Source organism: Akkermansia sp. NBRC 115031 (genome assembly GCF_030268505.1).
GTDB lineage: Bacteria > Verrucomicrobiota > Verrucomicrobiia > Verrucomicrobiales > Akkermansiaceae > Akkermansia > Akkermansia massiliensis.
Window position 1 is genome coordinate 1 of the sequence record NZ_BSQU01000001.1, and the last position, 16,669, is coordinate 16,669.

At 50.9% G+C, this 16,669-nt stretch carries 14 protein-coding genes and 1 tRNA gene; 5 read left to right on the forward strand and 10 right to left on the reverse strand.

The genetic code is table 11. The annotated features are described in order from the left end of the window. The 6 genes from QSJ36_RS00005 to QSJ36_RS00030 all read right to left on the reverse strand — a co-directional run. The coding region (locus QSJ36_RS00005; protein WP_285465698.1) for a tetratricopeptide repeat protein at positions 1-343 on the reverse strand (343 nt) is incomplete at its 3' end. A 182-nt stretch (positions 344-525) separates the two neighbouring features. Next, the gene (locus tag QSJ36_RS00010) at positions 526-2,598 is read right to left on the reverse strand and encodes an ankyrin repeat domain-containing protein (RefSeq protein WP_285465700.1); all 2,073 of its coding nucleotides are present in this window, start codon (positions 2,596-2,598) and stop codon (positions 526-528) included. Next, positions 2,586-3,359: a GYF domain-containing protein gene (locus tag QSJ36_RS00015; protein ID WP_285465702.1), complete on the reverse strand. Its 774-nt coding sequence runs from the start codon at positions 3,357-3,359 to the stop codon at positions 2,586-2,588. The genes QSJ36_RS00010 and QSJ36_RS00015 overlap by 13 nt, the downstream gene beginning before the upstream one ends. A 45-nt stretch (positions 3,360-3,404) precedes the next feature. After that, a complete protein-coding gene (locus tag QSJ36_RS00020) occupies positions 3,405-4,466 on the reverse strand; it encodes a hypothetical protein (RefSeq protein ID WP_285465704.1) in 1,062 nt (353 codons plus the stop codon). 152 nt (positions 4,467-4,618) lie between these two features. Then, positions 4,619-5,071, reverse strand: coding sequence for a hypothetical protein (locus QSJ36_RS00025; RefSeq protein ID WP_285465706.1), 453 nt, complete (start codon positions 5,069-5,071; stop codon positions 4,619-4,621). 4 nt (positions 5,072-5,075) lie between these two features. Further along, positions 5,076-5,663, reverse strand: a complete 588-nt coding sequence (locus QSJ36_RS00030) for a hypothetical protein (RefSeq protein WP_285465707.1) — start codon at positions 5,661-5,663, stop codon at positions 5,076-5,078. An 82-nt stretch (positions 5,664-5,745) separates the two neighbouring features. Here QSJ36_RS00030 and QSJ36_RS00035 point away from each other — a divergent pair, with 82 nt between their 5' ends. After that, positions 5,746-6,102, forward strand: a complete 357-nt coding sequence (locus QSJ36_RS00035; RefSeq protein WP_285465709.1) for a hypothetical protein — start codon at positions 5,746-5,748, stop codon at positions 6,100-6,102. Next, entirely contained in the window at positions 6,095-8,482 is a 2,388-nt protein-coding gene (locus QSJ36_RS00040) for a serine/threonine-protein kinase (RefSeq protein WP_285465711.1), read from the forward strand. The genes QSJ36_RS00035 and QSJ36_RS00040 overlap by 8 nt, the downstream gene beginning before the upstream one ends. A gap of 392 nt (positions 8,483-8,874) precedes the next feature. On the opposite strand, the gene QSJ36_RS00045 is transcribed toward QSJ36_RS00040, so the two are convergent. From QSJ36_RS00045 to QSJ36_RS00055, 3 genes are all read right to left on the reverse strand, one after another. Next, a complete protein-coding gene (locus tag QSJ36_RS00045; protein ID WP_285465713.1) occupies positions 8,875-9,618 on the reverse strand; it encodes a VWA domain-containing protein in 744 nt (247 codons plus the stop codon). A 59-nt stretch (positions 9,619-9,677) separates the two neighbouring features. Beyond that, positions 9,678-10,901, reverse strand: a complete 1,224-nt coding sequence (locus QSJ36_RS00050) for a hypothetical protein (RefSeq protein ID WP_285465715.1) — start codon at positions 10,899-10,901, stop codon at positions 9,678-9,680. Positions 10,902-11,149: 248 nt separating this feature from the next. After that, positions 11,150-11,234: transfer RNA gene (locus tag QSJ36_RS00055), tRNA-Leu, on the reverse strand. Between the two features lie 106 nt (positions 11,235-11,340). Between QSJ36_RS00055 and QSJ36_RS00060 the strand changes: the two genes are divergently transcribed. After that, a complete protein-coding gene (locus QSJ36_RS00060) occupies positions 11,341-11,793 on the forward strand; it encodes a hypothetical protein (protein WP_102726952.1) in 453 nt (150 codons plus the stop codon). A 39-nt stretch (positions 11,794-11,832) separates the two neighbouring features. Here QSJ36_RS00060 and QSJ36_RS00065 read toward each other — a convergent pair whose 3' ends face one another. Next, complete coding sequence (locus QSJ36_RS00065; protein WP_022396598.1) at positions 11,833-12,213, reverse strand: hypothetical protein; 381 nt, start codon at positions 12,211-12,213, stop codon at positions 11,833-11,835. Positions 12,214-12,299: 86 nt separating this feature from the next. On the opposite strand from QSJ36_RS00065, the gene QSJ36_RS00070 reads away from it, so the two are divergent. Both QSJ36_RS00070 and QSJ36_RS00075 read left to right on the forward strand, forming a co-directional pair. After that, entirely contained in the window at positions 12,300-14,453 is a 2,154-nt protein-coding gene (locus QSJ36_RS00070; protein WP_102729191.1) for an excinuclease ABC subunit UvrB, read from the forward strand. Positions 14,454-15,009: 556 nt separating this feature from the next. Beyond that, entirely contained in the window at positions 15,010-16,599 is a 1,590-nt protein-coding gene (locus QSJ36_RS00075; protein WP_285465745.1) for a hypothetical protein, read from the forward strand. Positions 16,600-16,669 lie beyond the last annotated feature (70 nt).

The following is a 16,669-nucleotide window of genomic DNA, read 5'->3' on the forward strand; positions in this document are numbered from 1 at the left end:
CCTGCTGAGCCGATTTAAGCAACCATTTGCGTGCTTCGGTATCATTATGCTCAACACCAAGGGATGTGGCATAAGCCACTCCCAGATTGTATTGGGCTTTGGCATGGCCTTGTTTCGCCGCTTTGTAAAACCAGCCGGAGGCTTGCTTGTCGTCTTTTTCTGTTCCTGTACCGAAGGCATAACATCTGCCCAGCTGAAACTGGGATTCCATGTCACCCTGTTCAGCCTGCTCCTTTAATACATTAAAATTGGGTAACGGTTCCGTGTCGGATAACGCCGAAACAGGTAAGGTAAATGCAACAAAAATGCAGGCGAAAACATTGTTCCAGTTCATTATTTTCATGTTGTGAAGGATGACAGGCGGGTAAATTCCCATGTCTGGTATATATGATGGTGAGGGAGGTGTTATTTCAACGACGCGCTCTTGCTCCTATCTTCCGTAACGTTCATGTTGTCATGATTGTTATGAGATGAATAAGCCAATGGGAGAGGGCAAGGTATCATTTGAAGTCAGTACTAGATAACTCAAAGATCTTCTAGAAAATAACGAGCGCTTTTCCTCAGCATGTCGGCATCTTCTGCTCTGCCATTTTCTCTCAACTTTGACTCTAATTCCCGGGCTCTATCGGCGAGGGCATTCAACTTGTTTCGAATCCCGGTATTCCTTTGTTGAATTGCTCCCTCAAGTATCCGGGCTTTACGCCTGGCGTTTTCCGCTCCTGACGGATCGGTACGGCCAGTAAGAACGTTGGGGGTCATGCATGAGACAGCCCATGATTCAAGGCTGGATATTTGCTTTTCATCTTTGATGTTCTGTTTACGAACCAGGGATATCTCTTGCTTTGACCTATAAAGGTCGGTAACGACGGAAGCGAGATCGTTAAGTAGTATTTTATCATCCTCTTTTGCGTCCTTCAGAGTCCGCTTAATGTTGGCGATGGAGATTTTTCCTGCATTAAGGTTGCCGGACGATATATCTTGCAAAACCACTTGTTTTTGAGCCTCCTCGGGGGAAAGGGAATCTTTTCTTTTCCCTTCATCTTTACTCTTCGCGTTTGCCACGGCTTCCCGTAATGCTTTCACACAGTCCGTATTGTCCCCATCAACAGCCAACATAAGAGCTGTTTCCCCATCTTTAGTCTGTGCTTTAACGTTCGCTTCTATAGCCTCAAGACGTGAATACTCATTTATCATGTTTTGTCGTTCTGCACTTCTCATCCATTTCATGCGACGTGCTGGGGAGTCTGCGAAAGAAGCATCACGTCGGGCAATCTCTTCTCTAAGTGCATTTGCGTTGATTTGTTCTCTGCTAAGTGGTTCCTTGTCTCCATATGTTACTTGTGTCGCATCTCCTTTGTTGGTGACATCAAGGGAGGCGGCACTCCCTCTTTTGCTCTTTTCCCTCAATTCTTCCTTTAATCGGTCTCCCGTTTCTTTAGAAATTGAATATGCCAAGTCTAAACTTGTTTTATTTTTCTTGTTCTTGATCGTTACATCAGTTTTGCTTGTAACAAGCAGTGGAAATAAATCATTCGCTCCGAACTTGTCATAAGTCCGCCATTCAGAAATATACTCACAATAAGGTTCTCTCATTATTAAATGTAATGGTGTATTTCCATCAATATCTTGAATGTTTACGTCAATGCCTTTTTCTGTAATAAATTTAATTCGATCAGTCTCAAATTTAAGCCCTCTAAAATATTCAAGTTCTCCAAAGTCTTGTGATAATATATAATGAAGAATAGTTGCTTCGTTTTTATCCTTTACATCAAGAATAGCTCCATTATCTATAAGATATTGAATAATATCTTTGTTTTTTATGTAAAATAATGGGGTTCTTCCCACGTTGTCCTTGCTGTTAATATCAGCCCCATTAGCAATAAGCAATTTAGCCATGTGTAAGTTGTCTACCTCATGTAAGGGTGTTTTCCCTTTCGCATCACGACAATTGACTTCAGCCCCATTTTGAATAAGAAGATCAAAGACAGTTCCCCATTCTGAAGTATAATCGGAATCTGAACGCTTCACTAAATCGTGAAGTGGTGTTACGCCACCAACTCCTGTGATTCGGACATTGGCATGTCTTTGAATTAACTCTATTGCTATTTTGGGACTTTCACGATATTGAGAGCAGGCGTCTCCCAATAGTGAAGAGGTATGTTTTCCTACTTCATCGGGATTGGCTCCTCGATCCAGCAATGATTTAACAAGATCATACTGATCCGTAAAGACAGCGTTATGCAATGCGGATATTTCATTTTTAGAGATATGAGCATTCGGATCTGCTCCAAGTTTCAACAGAAGCTCAGCAATTTGAGGTTTTCTCTGATAAACAGCAATATGCAAGGCCGTGGGATATTCGCATGATCCTCCTATATAAGTATACCTCGTCTCACAATCATTAATATCCCCTCCGTTTTTGATTGTTAACAACATTTTACCTAGAACAAAATCTGCCTCTTTTTCTGGAGATAGTCGGGCAACTTGCCTATCTATTTCTTGCTTATCTGAGGATGTTAACTTATCACAAGAAGATAGAAATAATAAGGAAAGCAAAAAAAGTGTAATATATTTTTCCATAATTTTTAAAGTGCCCATGAACTTGGATTATTTGAATGTCTTACTTGTCCTGTTCCGCCACAGGTTGGGCACACAATAATTGGCCGGTTCATATTGTATCCACCTGTCCCCGCAGTACATGTTCCAGCTCCCCTGCATCTGTTACATGTCTCGATTTTATTGGCTTCACGTTCTGCCTGAATTCTGTTATTATACATTATCGCTTGTTGTGCCATTTGGCGTAATCTTTGATCTTGATGTCCATTCGAAATTTGCCTTTGTGTTCTAGCGTTTTCCCAAGATACTATATCATCATTGTTTCCCTTATGATTCAGCATTCCTATTAAAATCAAAACAAAACAGCCCATTCCTATTGCAGTATAATAGTTCAATTTCCATGATTTATGGCCTATATTCAGTTTCTTCAATCCCCACCGATGGAGCTGATTCGGAATTTCATGATTCTGAATCCAATCTGACAAGGTGCTGTATTCCTTTGTCGTCGATGCCTTCATTTCATCTGAAGAAGAGGCTTTCTCGTGTTTTTCCGTATGAACAGACGATGCTTCTGAATGTGATGCCGTACCTCCTAAACCGGCCCGTGAAGGAAGAGGTGGCAGCTTGACACTGGAAATAAACCATTCAAAGGAGTCTTCACAGGGACGCCATTGATCCCATCCTTCTGTCCAAACGTAAGACCCGGGAGGCAAAAGCCGTTGATGGTAGAGCCCTTTTAGCTCGTCTTCGGAAAAAGGGCCCTCCTGTGTACTGTCGGGTTTGGCAAGATAATATGATATCATGGGTATCAAAGGTGTGGATTCATGAATCGAACGAGAGAAAGAACATCAGAGAAATAATGGCAACAGGCCCCCCAGGATAAGTATCGAAACAAGCATGAGACCCAGGATGAGAAAGGAACGTTTCCATGAGCATTGGAAGTTCCGGGCAACCACAAGGATGATCAGGATTTCAACGAAGAGAAAGAGCCATGACTGATTCACCCAATTGCCGAGCATATCGAAAATGACCAGACCAACGCACCACGGGATCAATGTTTTCCGGTTTATTGTAACACCCTTGCGAGAAAGCAGCACAATGTACCCGTATAACAACAGGCCGGAGATGATGCTGACTAGGAATGGAAACAAATCCGCAGGAGAAGAGCCTTCCACGGTTTTCATGAATTCATAGTATTCATCCAGTTCTCTCTGTGCTCTTGTATCCCCGGCATTTGCTTTCTGCTGTAAATGACCTGTCGACCATTCATTGTTGCTCTGAGCCATAGCAAGCTGCTGGCGCAGCGCATTAGCCTGGGCCGAATCACCTTTTCCCTCAGCTTCAGCAATAGCATTCTCCATCCGTAGGGCTCCTATAGCACGTTCCTTGGCTGTAGTGGCTCCTCCCATATACTGATCATAGAGCTGCTGTCCATATCTCTGATCGGCTTGCGCAATACCTCTCTCCATATCTTCAGCCAAACCAGACTTTTTTGGAGGAGCGCCGGGCTGTGGGACGCTGACGGGAGATGCCTGCTTCGCCTGCATGTCGAGGTTGCCGGTAGGGGGAGCGCCTGCCCTGGCCGCAGCTGGCGCCAATCCTGGGGAAGGAGGCAGGGTGTTCGTGACGGGGCGCCGGGCAAGCTGATTGGCTGGCCTGGGTGGGCCTTGCTGTGGGGGCACTTGAGTGTTCGCATTTTTCGCCCACTCTTGAATCCCTCTTGCTCCTCTTCCTAGCGCATGGGCCGTGTCTGAGTCTGCTGCCGCTGTTACGGCATTCCCTATACTTTCCCCTGTTTCATCCATAGAACGCCCAAGGTTTTCGCCCCATCGTTCGATTCCTTGTCCTACCTGGTCTATATCTATAGTTGCAAAAAGGCAACAAAGTCCCATTAGCAGAGTAGCAAGCATGCTCTTTTTAATCCAATGTCCTTTTATGCGTTGTCTTGTATTCATTACTATGTCTATTTGTATTAAGTCCATCCGGTCAGAATCTTGCCTGCATGATAAGATGTGAAAAGAGTTAGAGCCAAAATACCGCAAAGAGTAACGAAAGAATGTTTCTATATCTCTACACCCAAAATCACTGCTGCCAGAAAACCTCCGACAAGAGAAATCCCCATACTGATGCCTAATACCCCGAATGATTTGCCCAGTGTGAAATTCAGAACTTTATGAGCAACCAGGACAATGGCCGCCAATTCCAGCAAAGCAAGAAAACCGGAGTCTATCACGGCAAGGATGAGATCAACCACGGCGAATACAATGGCAATCGTCTTGAAGTCCTTGATTGCCGCCGGTTTTTTATGCTCAGACAACCAGTAGAGCGCCAGGAAGATCGAATAACCAAACAATCCGGAGCAAATCAACGTAAACAGAATCTCCCTGCCGGGTTCTGTTTTGCTAAGCTCCCGAGCACTCTTACTGACAAGGATGGCGCAGGAGGACAATAGGGAGGTAGTTACAATGGCCAATCCAGTCGCTAACCCGATTTTATATATTTCATTTCTCTTCATGTGATTATATGTCGTTGGTTATTGATTGCAGAATATGCCTTTTGACCCGCTTCCAGTTGCGGCAGGCCAATGTTCGAATGCCGGAGTCAGACTGGCTGATCAGGATGCCATGGGCTGCCTTCTCCCGTTCCAGTATAAATCGGCGCTCCTTCTCGTTGAGTGCACCGGGATGGGCGACTTCGACGATCACCGGGGTCATGTGTCCATCGGGAAAACAGATCATGCATCTGTGCTCGATGGTCTCCATCCCGCCCGGCCAGGCAATGACTCCGGCGCTTTGCACTTCCTCCAGGGAATGCCATTGAAATCCTTCCGATGGGTCATTTCCGTTGCAATCCGGGTGACGGCAATCTGCACAGCGATATCCCAATGGCTCTCCGCACAAATCGTCCACCAGAACCTTGTGACCGACAGCCAGCCCTCCCTGACGATCTGCTTCCAGATTCTGGACGACATAACGGTGCATGGCCCGTTCGACGAGCATCAGTTGGTGGCCTCCGCATCGGGGGCAAGTGAACTGGATGATACTTTTCATTGCTGGCATCTCGTTTACATTGCCTGTATATCTCTCTTTTGCGACTTTAGTCAACATGAAAATCTCACTTCAATCTCAAAAATAGGAATGCTATATAACCATATTGCCATTACAGAGCGATAGTGCTACATTCCGAAGCATGGCAGGAGTGAATCAGGATGAGCTGAAAATGAACGTGAAGCTGTGGCTCAAGGCCAATAACTTCGACTATTCATGGCTCGCCGAAAGATGTTTCGTTACGGAAGCGACCGTTCGCAACTGGATGGCCCAGAAACCTATTCCCGCCGCCAAGGAGCATATTATCCGGGAACTGATCAAGCAACTCTCTCTGACTCTCCCGAGCCGGGTGCAGGTGGAAGAAGAGACGTTGATTACCCTGAAGCTTGATCCGGATACCCGGAAGATTCTTGAGAAAAAAGCCTTCGCCCAAGGAAAGACCCTGAAAGAGTTCCTGGCCGATGAAGTGCCGAGACTCGGCAATCCTCCGCTTGCCTGAGCTTATGGACTTTCCCGGCTTTACATTGCCGCCAGGTACGCTTCTGGGCAATTACAAGTTGCTCAAAGTGCTGGGCCAGGGCGGGTTTGGGATCACCTACATTGCCTGGGATAATCAGCTCAGGCGTAATATCGTTCTCAAGGAATGCTTTCCCCTGGGATTGTGCTGTCGAGATTCGGATACGGGAGAGATCATCCCGTTGCCCCATGCCTCCCGGGATGTCTACCGGACGGCCATGGATTCCCTCCGCAGGGAGGCTCAGACTCTTGCTTCGTTGAACCACGAGAGTATCGTTCGGGTGTATGATGTCTTCGAATCCCATGGCAGTATCTTTTATGTTATGCCGTGGCTGGAAGGCGGTTCCCTGAGGGAGCGCATGGATGAAGCTGCTTCCGGGAAGAGTACGATCACCCCGGAGCAAGCCGTCGAGTGGCTTTTGCTCCTGTTGGATGGCCTGGACTATCTGCATGGCAAGGGCATCTACCATCGCGACATCAAGCCCGGCAACATCCTCTTTGACGAACGGGGGTTGCCGGTTCTGATCGACTTCGGGGCGGCGCTCAACAAGCCGGAAGTGACCTGTACGATCACTCAGGGAGAGTTCTCCTATGCTTACGCCTCCCCGGAACAAATAACCGGGAAGGGTGAAATCGGCCCATGGACGGACTTTTATGCGTTGGCCGTTACCTGGTACGAGTTGATCTCGGGAATTTCCGTTGAATCGGCCGACAGGAGGCTGATGCGGGATGATGTCGTCCCGCTCTCGGGTATGAAGTTTCTTTTGCTATGGACCCGGGAATTGCTGGCATCCATTGACAGGAACCTGCGGCTCAGGCCTGAAGAGCGTTGTCAGACAGCCGGACAATGGAAGGAATGGCTGCAACAGGGGAAGCCCAGAGGATTACGGAAAACGGGAGCTTCCGGAAAATCCGTTTCCTACGCAGTCACCGTTGCCGTCATCATTCTTGCACTTGCCGGCGTATGGCTATGGCAACAGTCGTCCCGGACTGACGTTCCTTCTTCTGCATCCCGTCCGTCCGAACAATGGGCAGCCAAGCCATCTCAAGAATTCAAGGACGCCCTGTACAGAAAAATCCGAACCTACTACAAACTGGATGATTATCTTTCCCAGTTTCCTGAATTTAAACAGAAAGCACATGCTATTCAATCTGAGTGTTTCAAGGAATTTGATGAGTTAAAACAGGAACTGGAGAAAGAAATCCGCGCTATTACCACCAGCCAGGAGGCTTCCTCTTATTCAGATACCATCAGCAAAAAATTTGAGACCGCCTGTAATAAATGGGCCACAGCACATGAAACACTGTCTACTAAATACCTCAACGAGCTCACGCTCCCCCTGGCCAAAATAACCGATCACGTCATTGAGACTTATCCTGCTGTAAATATGGAAGAAGAAGCCCTCCTTCCTGCCATGGAAGACCGAATCCAGAAAGAATGCAATGACCCTCTCGTAGAAACGACGATTCTTTTGGGAGACTCAATCGCAAACATTCACAAGAGGCGCCATGAACAAGAGCTCTCCCTGCTGAAACAAGCACAGAAACGATCCGATGAGTTGCGACAACAAGAGGAAGCAGTACCCTCTGTAACTAATCCTCCCACTACGGAAAAGGAAATCCATCCTTCCTTCTCCAGCAATGGTTCTGTTTCGAATTCCGTTAACGCGTTCAAGCCTAGCGCTACTCTTCAAGTCAGCGGACTAAAATTCATCTACACGGTCAATATCAGTCGCAACATGGTAGTAAACGACAAAGAGGTCAATGACTGGTTAACTGAACGCGCTCATTTTTTACCTGTTTCACAATGGAAACATCCTCGGAAAATAACCAATGATACGAACTTGTCGTTTCTTTGGGCCAGCATATCTCCTGATTATTTCTCTCCGCCACAAGGCAATTACCAGTACGATGGGCAATCCATGTTGAAACAGTACTGTCAGCATGTTTCTGCATATACTTACCACGACAAGAAAGCCACGAGATTTCTCATGTTACTGGGTATGCTCAAAGGTTTCTACGTCGATCAAAACAACCAACAGGCCTTCCCCGGATTTTGGTTGCCGTTAAGCCAGGGGATTTACTCCAAATGGACAACACTACCCAACGGCCTTCCTTCTGACTTCCTTAATAACTTTCCTCCGGCCTTGTTGGAATACCTATGGAATCCTACCCACCGAATCAACTATTGCAAAGGGTTCCCCAAAGGAACCTTTCATCAAGAAGATATTAGCCTCAATTACGATTTTGACATCCAGTGGCAAGATAATCTCCCCACAAAAGTTACGATCAAGCTGGATCTCAACCCCATCAAAAAACAGTTGTATCCGATGACCCAACAGAAAGAGACGATTGAGCCATAAATCCCCCAAGTTGTAAATTTTCCACAGGATAATCAGTGTACGGCGAAAAGAATGCCCTCCAGGGGATGGGTAAACGATAAATCGTTTCGTCCATAAACGTTTCTTCTCTATTGGCGGGTGGCCTACAGAAAAATCCAAGGGAGGTAATGAGACCTAATACCTGTTGTTGCCCCTCCGATCGAACTGCAAAGAAATTCTTTACAGTTCCATTCTATTGAAGTTCAAATTTTTGCAGGAAAGGAACCGTTTCCATGAGAATGTCTATTGAAATAACAATTCTCGCTATTTCAAGAAAACGCATAAACTTGAAATAGTGGAGATAACTCCATTCATGTTATGGGCTATCTAAAAGAAAGCCCCCATAGCAAGGAGCTTTCCGATAGTTGCGGTGTTTACACCCGCCACACATCCTCCGGGGGCGGAGTCAGAGATACCCCGTCACTTGGCATGGACATGCTGACCATACGAATGCTGCGGCTCAGCCATGCGAACAGTTCCGTGAACTTCTGATCGTTGAGCTGCATGGGAGGCCGTCCCGGGCTGATGCTGGAAAGCTCCGACAGATCGGCATGACCGATACCGAAGACGAACACACTGAGCTTGTAGTTGGCCGACAGTTCTTTCAGGCGTTCCTGTAATTCCCGGTGCCGGGCGCTGGTCGGTACGCCGTCTGTCATCACGACAAGCCAGGGCTGGTAGTATTCGACCCCGTGTTCCCGGTAAGTCCTCTTGCGACTGTCAAGTTCGGCCAGGGCCAGTTCGACGGCTTCGCCAAGAAGCGTTTCGTTTTCTCGGGATGTGGTGATTTTCAGCTTTAAATCTGATTCACGGATCGGGCCGAATTCTTTCACTGTCGTCGTTGTCCGGGCGAATGTGATCACCGCTACGTCAGCTGCCAGTTTTGCCAGAGGATCGGCAAGAATGTCGCTGATGAACCGCTGAAGGCCGGTATTGAGTTCGTCCATCCGGGTGACGAGGTTGTCTCCCGTGACGATATTCCAGTTGATTCCGTCGGAGTGTTCCTGTCGGAGGACTTGCTGATGGTCGCCCCGGACGATGCCGTTCATACTGCTGCTGGCATCCAGCAGGAAGAGAACGGGAAGCCGGGCGTTCGTGTTGTTGCTGAACTCGCGCATGGCAGCGAGCTGTTCCTGTTTGGTTGGTCGTGTCGATGATATAGACATAGTTATTCGAGTTAATGGTTGGTGGTTGGATTCCGGGATGCCTGATTCAGTGCACTACGACGCCTGATGCAGAGCTTGCACAGGGGGCGGGTATGAGATTGCCGTAAACGCCGTGCGGCATCGTCAGGAGCTTCCCGGAAGCGAATACCGCAGTCCGTACAGATGTTGGGCATCATCTGTTCCATCAGATTGCGGGGCGGGCAGGAACGGTCATGCAGGAGATCCCGGTAAATGGGATGATTCCTTCTGCCGTTCGGCTCCATATCCTTGAGGTATTGGTGAAAGCAACGCGTCAGATACCCCGGGGAGACGCGTGGACGCAAATCGCGATGCTGGACACAGGTGAGGTTGTGGCCGAGGGCATCGCGAAGTTTGCAGGGGAGATACGACCAGACATAGCGTCCGGGGGTATCGGGTGGGTAGAATCCCGCAGGAGATTTGTACGAAGCAAACGGGTACGGCAGTACTCCCTTCCTAGCTGCTTCCAGCATGTCTTCTCCATGACCTTGCCGGGCAAAGGGAGACAGGCCGAGAGTCAATGTCATGAAGAGCAGGACGGACAAGGCGTAGCCATCGTGGCTTCGAGTACGGAGGAAATCTCCGAAATTGCCGTGAAGCTCCGGAGCCCGGAAACGTTCCGTCCCGACGGAACAGGGATAGTCTTCGACCTGGAAACTGTCGGTATCAATCCAATGGACAGAGCCATCAGAAGAAACCATCACATTACCGGGATGCAGATCGCCCAGAACAACACCGTATCGGTGCAGAGTATGGACTGATTCCGACAAGTTCAGGCATAGCCTAGTCAGGTTATAACGGCTCCATGATGGGAACTGTTTCTTCAGCAGCTCCGCATGAAACGCGAAAACCCCGAGCAGAACACCGTCCGCCCGGGGCATCAGTACGCCGACTAAGCGCCGCAGTTCGTCGTACAGGATCTCACGCGGCCACGCCACGCACGGGGAACGAATGGGACGGGAACACATCAGCCGAAGCTTCTGCTCACGCCAATGCATCCGTTGAGCCGGGTGGTAGAGCTTGGCTACAAGTGGTGATGCCGATGCGGCATGGGCAGTAAAGACGGAACCTTCACCGCCTTCCGCGATGGGTTTTCCCAGAACGATTCGTTTTCCTCGGTCAGAGAACAGAACATCTCCGGTCGAGTACTTCCTGCCATTGCCGCAGAGGGTTTCATCCAGCCGCCTCACCTGATGGTGGAGTGTGTAGATAGACATAAATTAACACAATGTATTGGTATTGTATCAATTATATATAACTCGCGATATTTCCGTTTTACAAAGCGGCCAAATGAGCCGTTCATTGTGTGATCCGTATGACAGAAATACCTTGTAAAATAAGGCCAAAAACTGGTTAAAAGTGTACACACTTTGTACACAGATTGGGGCCGTTTTATAGAATTCGCGCCTATTTCAGCACAAAAAAGAAACCCTCTTCAAGTTGTTTACTTAAAGAGGGTTATTGATGGTGCGCCCGACAGGAATCGAACCTGCACGTTTTTCAACACCAGATCCTAAGTCTGGCGCGTCTACCAATTTCGCCACAGGCGCGACGAATGCGTGGGCGCACTCTGCCATACCGCGCCCTGGCGTTCAAGATTAAACGGGGGAGCTTTGTCTTTGACATGCCCCAGGGCAGCCCGTATGGTGGCGGCCTATGAAAATGTTAATTACCCTGTTGAGTGTCTGTCTTCTGGCCGCGTCCCCCCATTCACGGGCGGATGTCAGGCTGCCCAAAAGCACTTTCACCACGGATCGGATGGAAGAGGCTCTGAAAACAGCGAAAGAGCAAAAGAAGCCCGTGGCCTATCTTTATACGAACACGGCCACGACCTGCCCGCTGGCCGCCGGCGTGACGGAGGGGTTTCTTGAAGCCGTGGGAAAACGGTGCGTGCTGGTTTATCTCCCGGTGAAGGGAGGCAAGTCCACGGTGGCCGCTCCCGTGAAGGAGGCCCTGGAAAAGGGCAAGTTTTATCCCAAGCTGGTGCTGACTGCCAGCGACGGCTCCGGGGCGCAGTGCTTTACGTATGAGGCCTACCAGGCGGATTCCAAAAAAGCGGCGCGCGAGATCAAGAGGCAGATTATTGCCCTGGCTAAAAAACAGTCCTGAACCGGAGGACGGAACATTCCGGGCGTTCCGCAGGGCAGTTCAGCCCATGATTTGCGCCGGAAAGGGGAATATTTTCACAAACAGGAAATCCAGCATTCCCACGCACAGGGCGATGCAGATGGCCTTTTTGGGCGACAGGCGGGGAGCCGTCTTCAGCCAGATGACGATTCCCGCGTGGACCGCCAGGGAGATGCCCACGGACCACCAGAAGAACGGAATGCCCGTCATGGCAAAGAGCGCCGCCAGCGGATAGGTGAACGCCAGGAAGATTTTCATGATGGCTTCCCATTCATGTCCGCGCACCATCATCAGTTGCTTGGATAGAAGGGAGACGTACAGGCAGGAGGGGACCACAACGCACAGAATGAGGGAGACGAACCCTTTTTTTGCATACCGTTCTTCCTGCGTGGGAATGTACATGCCGCATATACTGGGTCAGCAGGGGGGAATTGTCAAACATTGTCCTAGCCCGGCGGGGCGGGGGGATTATACTGGCTTCCTCGCGTATGTCGTCTTTTGAATTAAATTCCTCCTTCAAGCCCTCCGGGGACCAGGAGCAGGCCATCGGCAAGCTGCTCAAGTCTCTGGAAGCGGGCAACAAGCACCAGGGCCTGCTGGGGGTGACCGGGAGCGGCAAGACGTTCACGATGGCGAATCTGATCGCCCGGATGAACAGGCCCACGCTGGTGATTTCCCACAACAAGACGCTCGCCGCGCAGCTTCACTCGGAGCTGAAAAGCTTTTTCCCGAATAACGCGGTGGATTACTACGTTTCCTATTTCGACTATTACCAGCCGGAGGCGTACATCGCCAGTTCCGACACTTATATCGAAAAGGATTCCGCCATCAATGACGAGCTGGACCGCCTGAGCCTGAACGCCATGAATTCCCTGATGACGCGCCGGGACGTGATTGTGGTGGCGTCCGTCTCCTGCATTTACGGCCTGTCCACCCCGGAAGATTACCGTAACCTGACCCTGCGCATTCGTGAGGGAGACATCATGGACCGGGACGTGTTCCTCCGGCAGCTGGTGGAACGCCTGTTTGAGCGGCAGGATTTTGATTTTACCCGCGGCACGTTCCGCGTGCGCGGGGAGGTGGTGGAGGTGTTTCCCGCTTATTCGGAAGGGGAGGCGATCCGCGTGGAGTTTTTCGGAGATGAGGTGGAACGGGTTTCCCTGATTGATTCCACCTCCGGCCGCGTGCGGGAACGGCTTGGGAGTTACACCTTTTTCCCGGCCAAGCAGTACGTGGCCGCTCCGGAAAAACGGGCCGCGGCGCTTAAGGCCATCCGAGCGGAGCTGGAGGACCGCGTGGGATGGTTTGAGAAGCATGGGCGTCTTTTGGAAGCGCAGCGCCTGAAACTGCGTACGGATTACGATCTGGAGCTGATTGAAGAACTGGGCTTCTGCAAGGGGATTGAGAATTATTCCCGCCATCTTTCCGGCCGCCTGCCGGGCAGTTCCCCCTCCACGCTGCTGGATTTCTTCCCCAAGGATTCCCTGACCCTGATTGATGAAAGCCATGTGGCCGTGCCCCAGCTGGGCGGCATGTACGAGGGGGACCGCAGCCGCAAGAATATTCTGGTGGAGCATGGCTTCCGCCTGCCCAGCGCGCTGGACAACAGGCCGTTGAAATTCCATGAGTTCATGGAGAGGCAGAACCAGATCGTGTACGCCTCCGCTACGCCGGGGCCGTTTGAGCTGGTGAACTGCCGTGCGGACAACAAGACTTATATTCCCGTGCGCCGTGCCGCCAGGTCCGGGGAAAAGGCGCCGGAAGGCTTCAAGGGGATTCTGTTCACTTCCCCCAAGGATATCCGCGTCACTCCCAGCCCGTCTACGGAACCGGTGGAGAAGTTTGATCCCACGAAGCGTTCCACACCCCTGATTGTGGAGCAGATTATCCGTCCCACCGGCCTGCTGGAGCCGAAGATCACCATCCGTCCCCTGAAAGGGCAGATTGACGAGACGATTGCCCTGTGCAACGAGCGCGTTGCCAAGAATGAACGCGTGCTGGTCACGACGCTGACCAAGAAGACGGCGGAAGACCTGACGGAGTACCTGAAGGGGGTGGGGCTGAAGGTTTCCTACATTCATGCGGATGTGGACGCGATTGAGCGCGTGGAGATTCTGCGCGCCCTGCGTGCCCGGAGGATAGACGTTCTGGTGGGCATCAACCTGCTCAGGGAGGGGCTGGATTTGCCGGAAGTCTCCCTGGTGTGCATTCTGGATGCGGACAAGGAAGGTTTCCTGCGCAATGAAACGTCCCTGGTGCAGACGGCGGGCCGCGCCGCGCGCCATTTGAACGGGGAGTGCGTCCTGTTTGCGGATGTAATGACGGATTCCATCAAGCGGCTGATTGAGCTGACGGATTACCGCCGGGGCATTCAGGAGAAGTACAACCTGGAGCACGGCATTGTTCCCCAGACGGTGAGCCGGTCCGAACAGGGGCAGTTGAAACTGTATGCGGAAGAGGATGAAGAGTCCTTCCGCGTGACGGAGGACGAGGCCGGGTACGGGCTGGAAGAGCGCATTGCCAGGTTGGAGGCGGAAATGAAGGAGGCGGCCTCCCATCTGGAATTTGAACGCGCCGCCCTGATCCGGGATGAAATCAGGCAAATGCGCGAAGGCGGTAAAAAAGAGCAGGGCATTCCTTGAAGAATGCCTCTTTTCCCCTCCGGAACGGGAAAGCCCGGATGTTCCAGACCGGGACGGAGGCAATGACGCCATTTTTCCGGGATCATCGTGCCGATGATTGATTTTCAAGCGTTTTTCCCGGGAGAAATGTTCCGCGGCAATCGCTGCCAAAAACGGGGAACCCTTTTACGGAGAAGGCATGGGAGGTTGCCGCATTTCAAAAAACGAATTGCTAATCCGGGGTCAAGGCCTGTTTTTTATAACAAGGGACTTATGCTGAATAGCCATGTCCTTATTGAGAAACGTTCCCTTGTGGTGAAACCTTCCGGAATTGCATGACCGGCCTTTGGAGCGGCGCAAGCCTTTGCAGCCGTTGAAAAGCAGGTGTCTCGCTACGATTCCCTGACTTTCAGGGAAAAAAGTTTTCTGCCGTTCCTGTTGATGTCCGGATGCCGCAAGGCTTGCGGCGCTCCCTGTGGCATGGAGTCCATTCCGTGCTAATCCGTAACGGATTAGCAATCCGTTAGTTTATCCGTCCAGGCGCCGGAGCGGCACTGGGTTCATTGACTGTGACGGAATGATGTTTGGCGTATTCTTTTTCTTCGTGATTCTAGCTTCTCTGCTTGTTTTATGGCGCTGGCGTGCGGATGACTGCATGCTGCCGTGGAAGAAGGTGGTGGCTGCCTGCGGAATTTGCAGTGTCATTCTTTTCCCCCTGGGTCTCGTGTTCCGTGCGGATGGCCTGTGTTTCGGAACCTGGGAGGGCGCCGCATCCTCTATTGTCCAGTATGGAATTTTTTTAATGGCTTTATGCCTGTCCGTACAGGCGTTGAATGGCGTGGTATGGTATGGCGCGCGCCATGAAACGGAGTGGAGCCCCTGGGGGAAATGGGGCGTCATGGCCGTTATTTCCATCGCCGTGCTGGCGTGGTGGTGGCATGCGGGTTCACAGTGTTCCTTTGATTTCCAATATCGCCAGTATCCCCAGATCGTCAACGGACAGTATAATTTGATGCATACGCTGGCCCACACCCTGCTGTGCAAGGGTGTTTTAAGCGTCTGGCCGGAATTTCAGGCCATCGTTCTGGTTCAACTGGGGCTGCTGTTGTCCGTTTGCTTCATGATCGTTTCCTGGGCGGCGCGTGAACGGATGCGGGCGCTGATCGTGCTGGGAGCCGTCTTGCTGTGCCTGTTCCAGTTTGAGATGGTGACGACGGTGATCAAGGACGTTCCCTATTCCATTTTCCTGATGGCGCTTACGGGGGGATTATGCTCCTGGTTATTGGAAAAACGCACCTCCGCCCTGTGGCTGATCGGTCTTGGGCTGGCCGGAACCGGGAGCCTGCGCTATGACGGAGCCGTTCCGTTTTTTCTTACTGTCGCGGCCCTGTCCGTCCATATGTTCCATCACCGTGAGGAATTCCGCCGCCTGGCGATTCCCGTGATAGGGGGAATTTGCTGCTGGCTATTCGCTTTTCTCGTCCTTCCCTTTCTGATGGATGCGGAAAGCGGCGCGTCCGGCACCAAGTATGCCAAGATGGCTCATGTGGTCTGTGATATTGTTGCAGAGGGCGGGAAGGTGAGTGACGGAGACATGGAGCTGATTGAACGGGAAATCATGCCTAGGGACGTCATCATGAGGCAGTACCGCCTTTATGAAGATTCCCTGCATCCCGCAGTGTCAGCCGGGTACGGGCAGAAGTATCTCCACACGGGCCTGTTTGAGTCCTGGGAGACGGGAATGAAGTATGGGTTTGCGTGGACCTTGTCCGGCAAAGGGGAACTTGTCAGGAATCTGTTTTTCTCCGTTTCTGCGGACAATCCCCTGCTGGCGGGGAAGATTCTTCTTCTGAACAGCCAGATGGTTTGGAACCTGCCTGCGGGCAATGTCAGGGATATGCCGCAGCTTTCCCTGTTTTACGGCTGCGTGCTCAGCTTCCTCGTTTACGGAATGATGAAGAAAAAGGCGTATCTGATCCCTTTTGTGCCATTTTACGGAGTGGTTCTGGCCATTGGCGCGGCGGCGACTACGTATGAAGTCCGCTATATGCTGCCTCTGGAATTGCTGTTCCCCGTCCTGCTGCTTTATTCCATCTCCTGCGCCAAAAGAGCGGATGTCCCGAAGGAGGGAGAGAAAAAGGAAGGCCGCCTTTCCTCCGGAATTTGAGCGTGCCGCACTGGTCCGGGAGGGGGACCGGGCAGGTGGGGAAGCGTGCCATTTTAACCGGAAAAATGTT

Excerpts from the sequence above, each read along its gene's own strand:
- QSJ36_RS00065 (WP_022396598.1), bottom strand. The coding sequence starts at position 12,213 with ATGTACATTCCCACGCAGGAAGAACGGTATGCAAAAAAAGGGTTCGTC.
- QSJ36_RS00045 (WP_285465713.1), bottom strand. The coding sequence starts at position 9,618 with ATGCGCGAGTTCAGCAACAACACGAACGCCCGGCTTCCCGTTCTCTTC.
- QSJ36_RS00015 (WP_285465702.1), bottom strand. The coding sequence starts at position 3,359 with ATGATATCATATTATCTTGCCAAACCCGACAGTACACAGGAGGGCCCT.
- QSJ36_RS00035 (WP_285465709.1), top strand. The coding sequence starts at position 5,746 with ATGGCAGGAGTGAATCAGGATGAGCTGAAAATGAACGTGAAGCTGTGG.
- QSJ36_RS00030 (WP_285465707.1), bottom strand. The coding sequence starts at position 5,663 with ATGTTGACTAAAGTCGCAAAAGAGAGATATACAGGCAATGTAAACGAG.
- QSJ36_RS00070 (WP_102729191.1), top strand. The coding sequence starts at position 12,300 with ATGTCGTCTTTTGAATTAAATTCCTCCTTCAAGCCCTCCGGGGACCAG.
- QSJ36_RS00025 (WP_285465706.1), bottom strand. The coding sequence starts at position 5,071 with ATGAAGAGAAATGAAATATATAAAATCGGGTTAGCGACTGGATTGGCC.
- QSJ36_RS00020 (WP_285465704.1), bottom strand. The coding sequence starts at position 4,466 with ATGCTTGCTACTCTGCTAATGGGACTTTGTTGCCTTTTTGCAACTATA.
- QSJ36_RS00010 (WP_285465700.1), bottom strand. The coding sequence starts at position 2,598 with ATGGGCACTTTAAAAATTATGGAAAAATATATTACACTTTTTTTGCTT.
- QSJ36_RS00075 (WP_285465745.1), top strand. The coding sequence starts at position 15,010 with ATGATGTTTGGCGTATTCTTTTTCTTCGTGATTCTAGCTTCTCTGCTT.
- QSJ36_RS00050 (WP_285465715.1), bottom strand. The coding sequence starts at position 10,901 with ATGTCTATCTACACACTCCACCATCAGGTGAGGCGGCTGGATGAAACC.
- QSJ36_RS00060 (WP_102726952.1), top strand. The coding sequence starts at position 11,341 with ATGAAAATGTTAATTACCCTGTTGAGTGTCTGTCTTCTGGCCGCGTCC.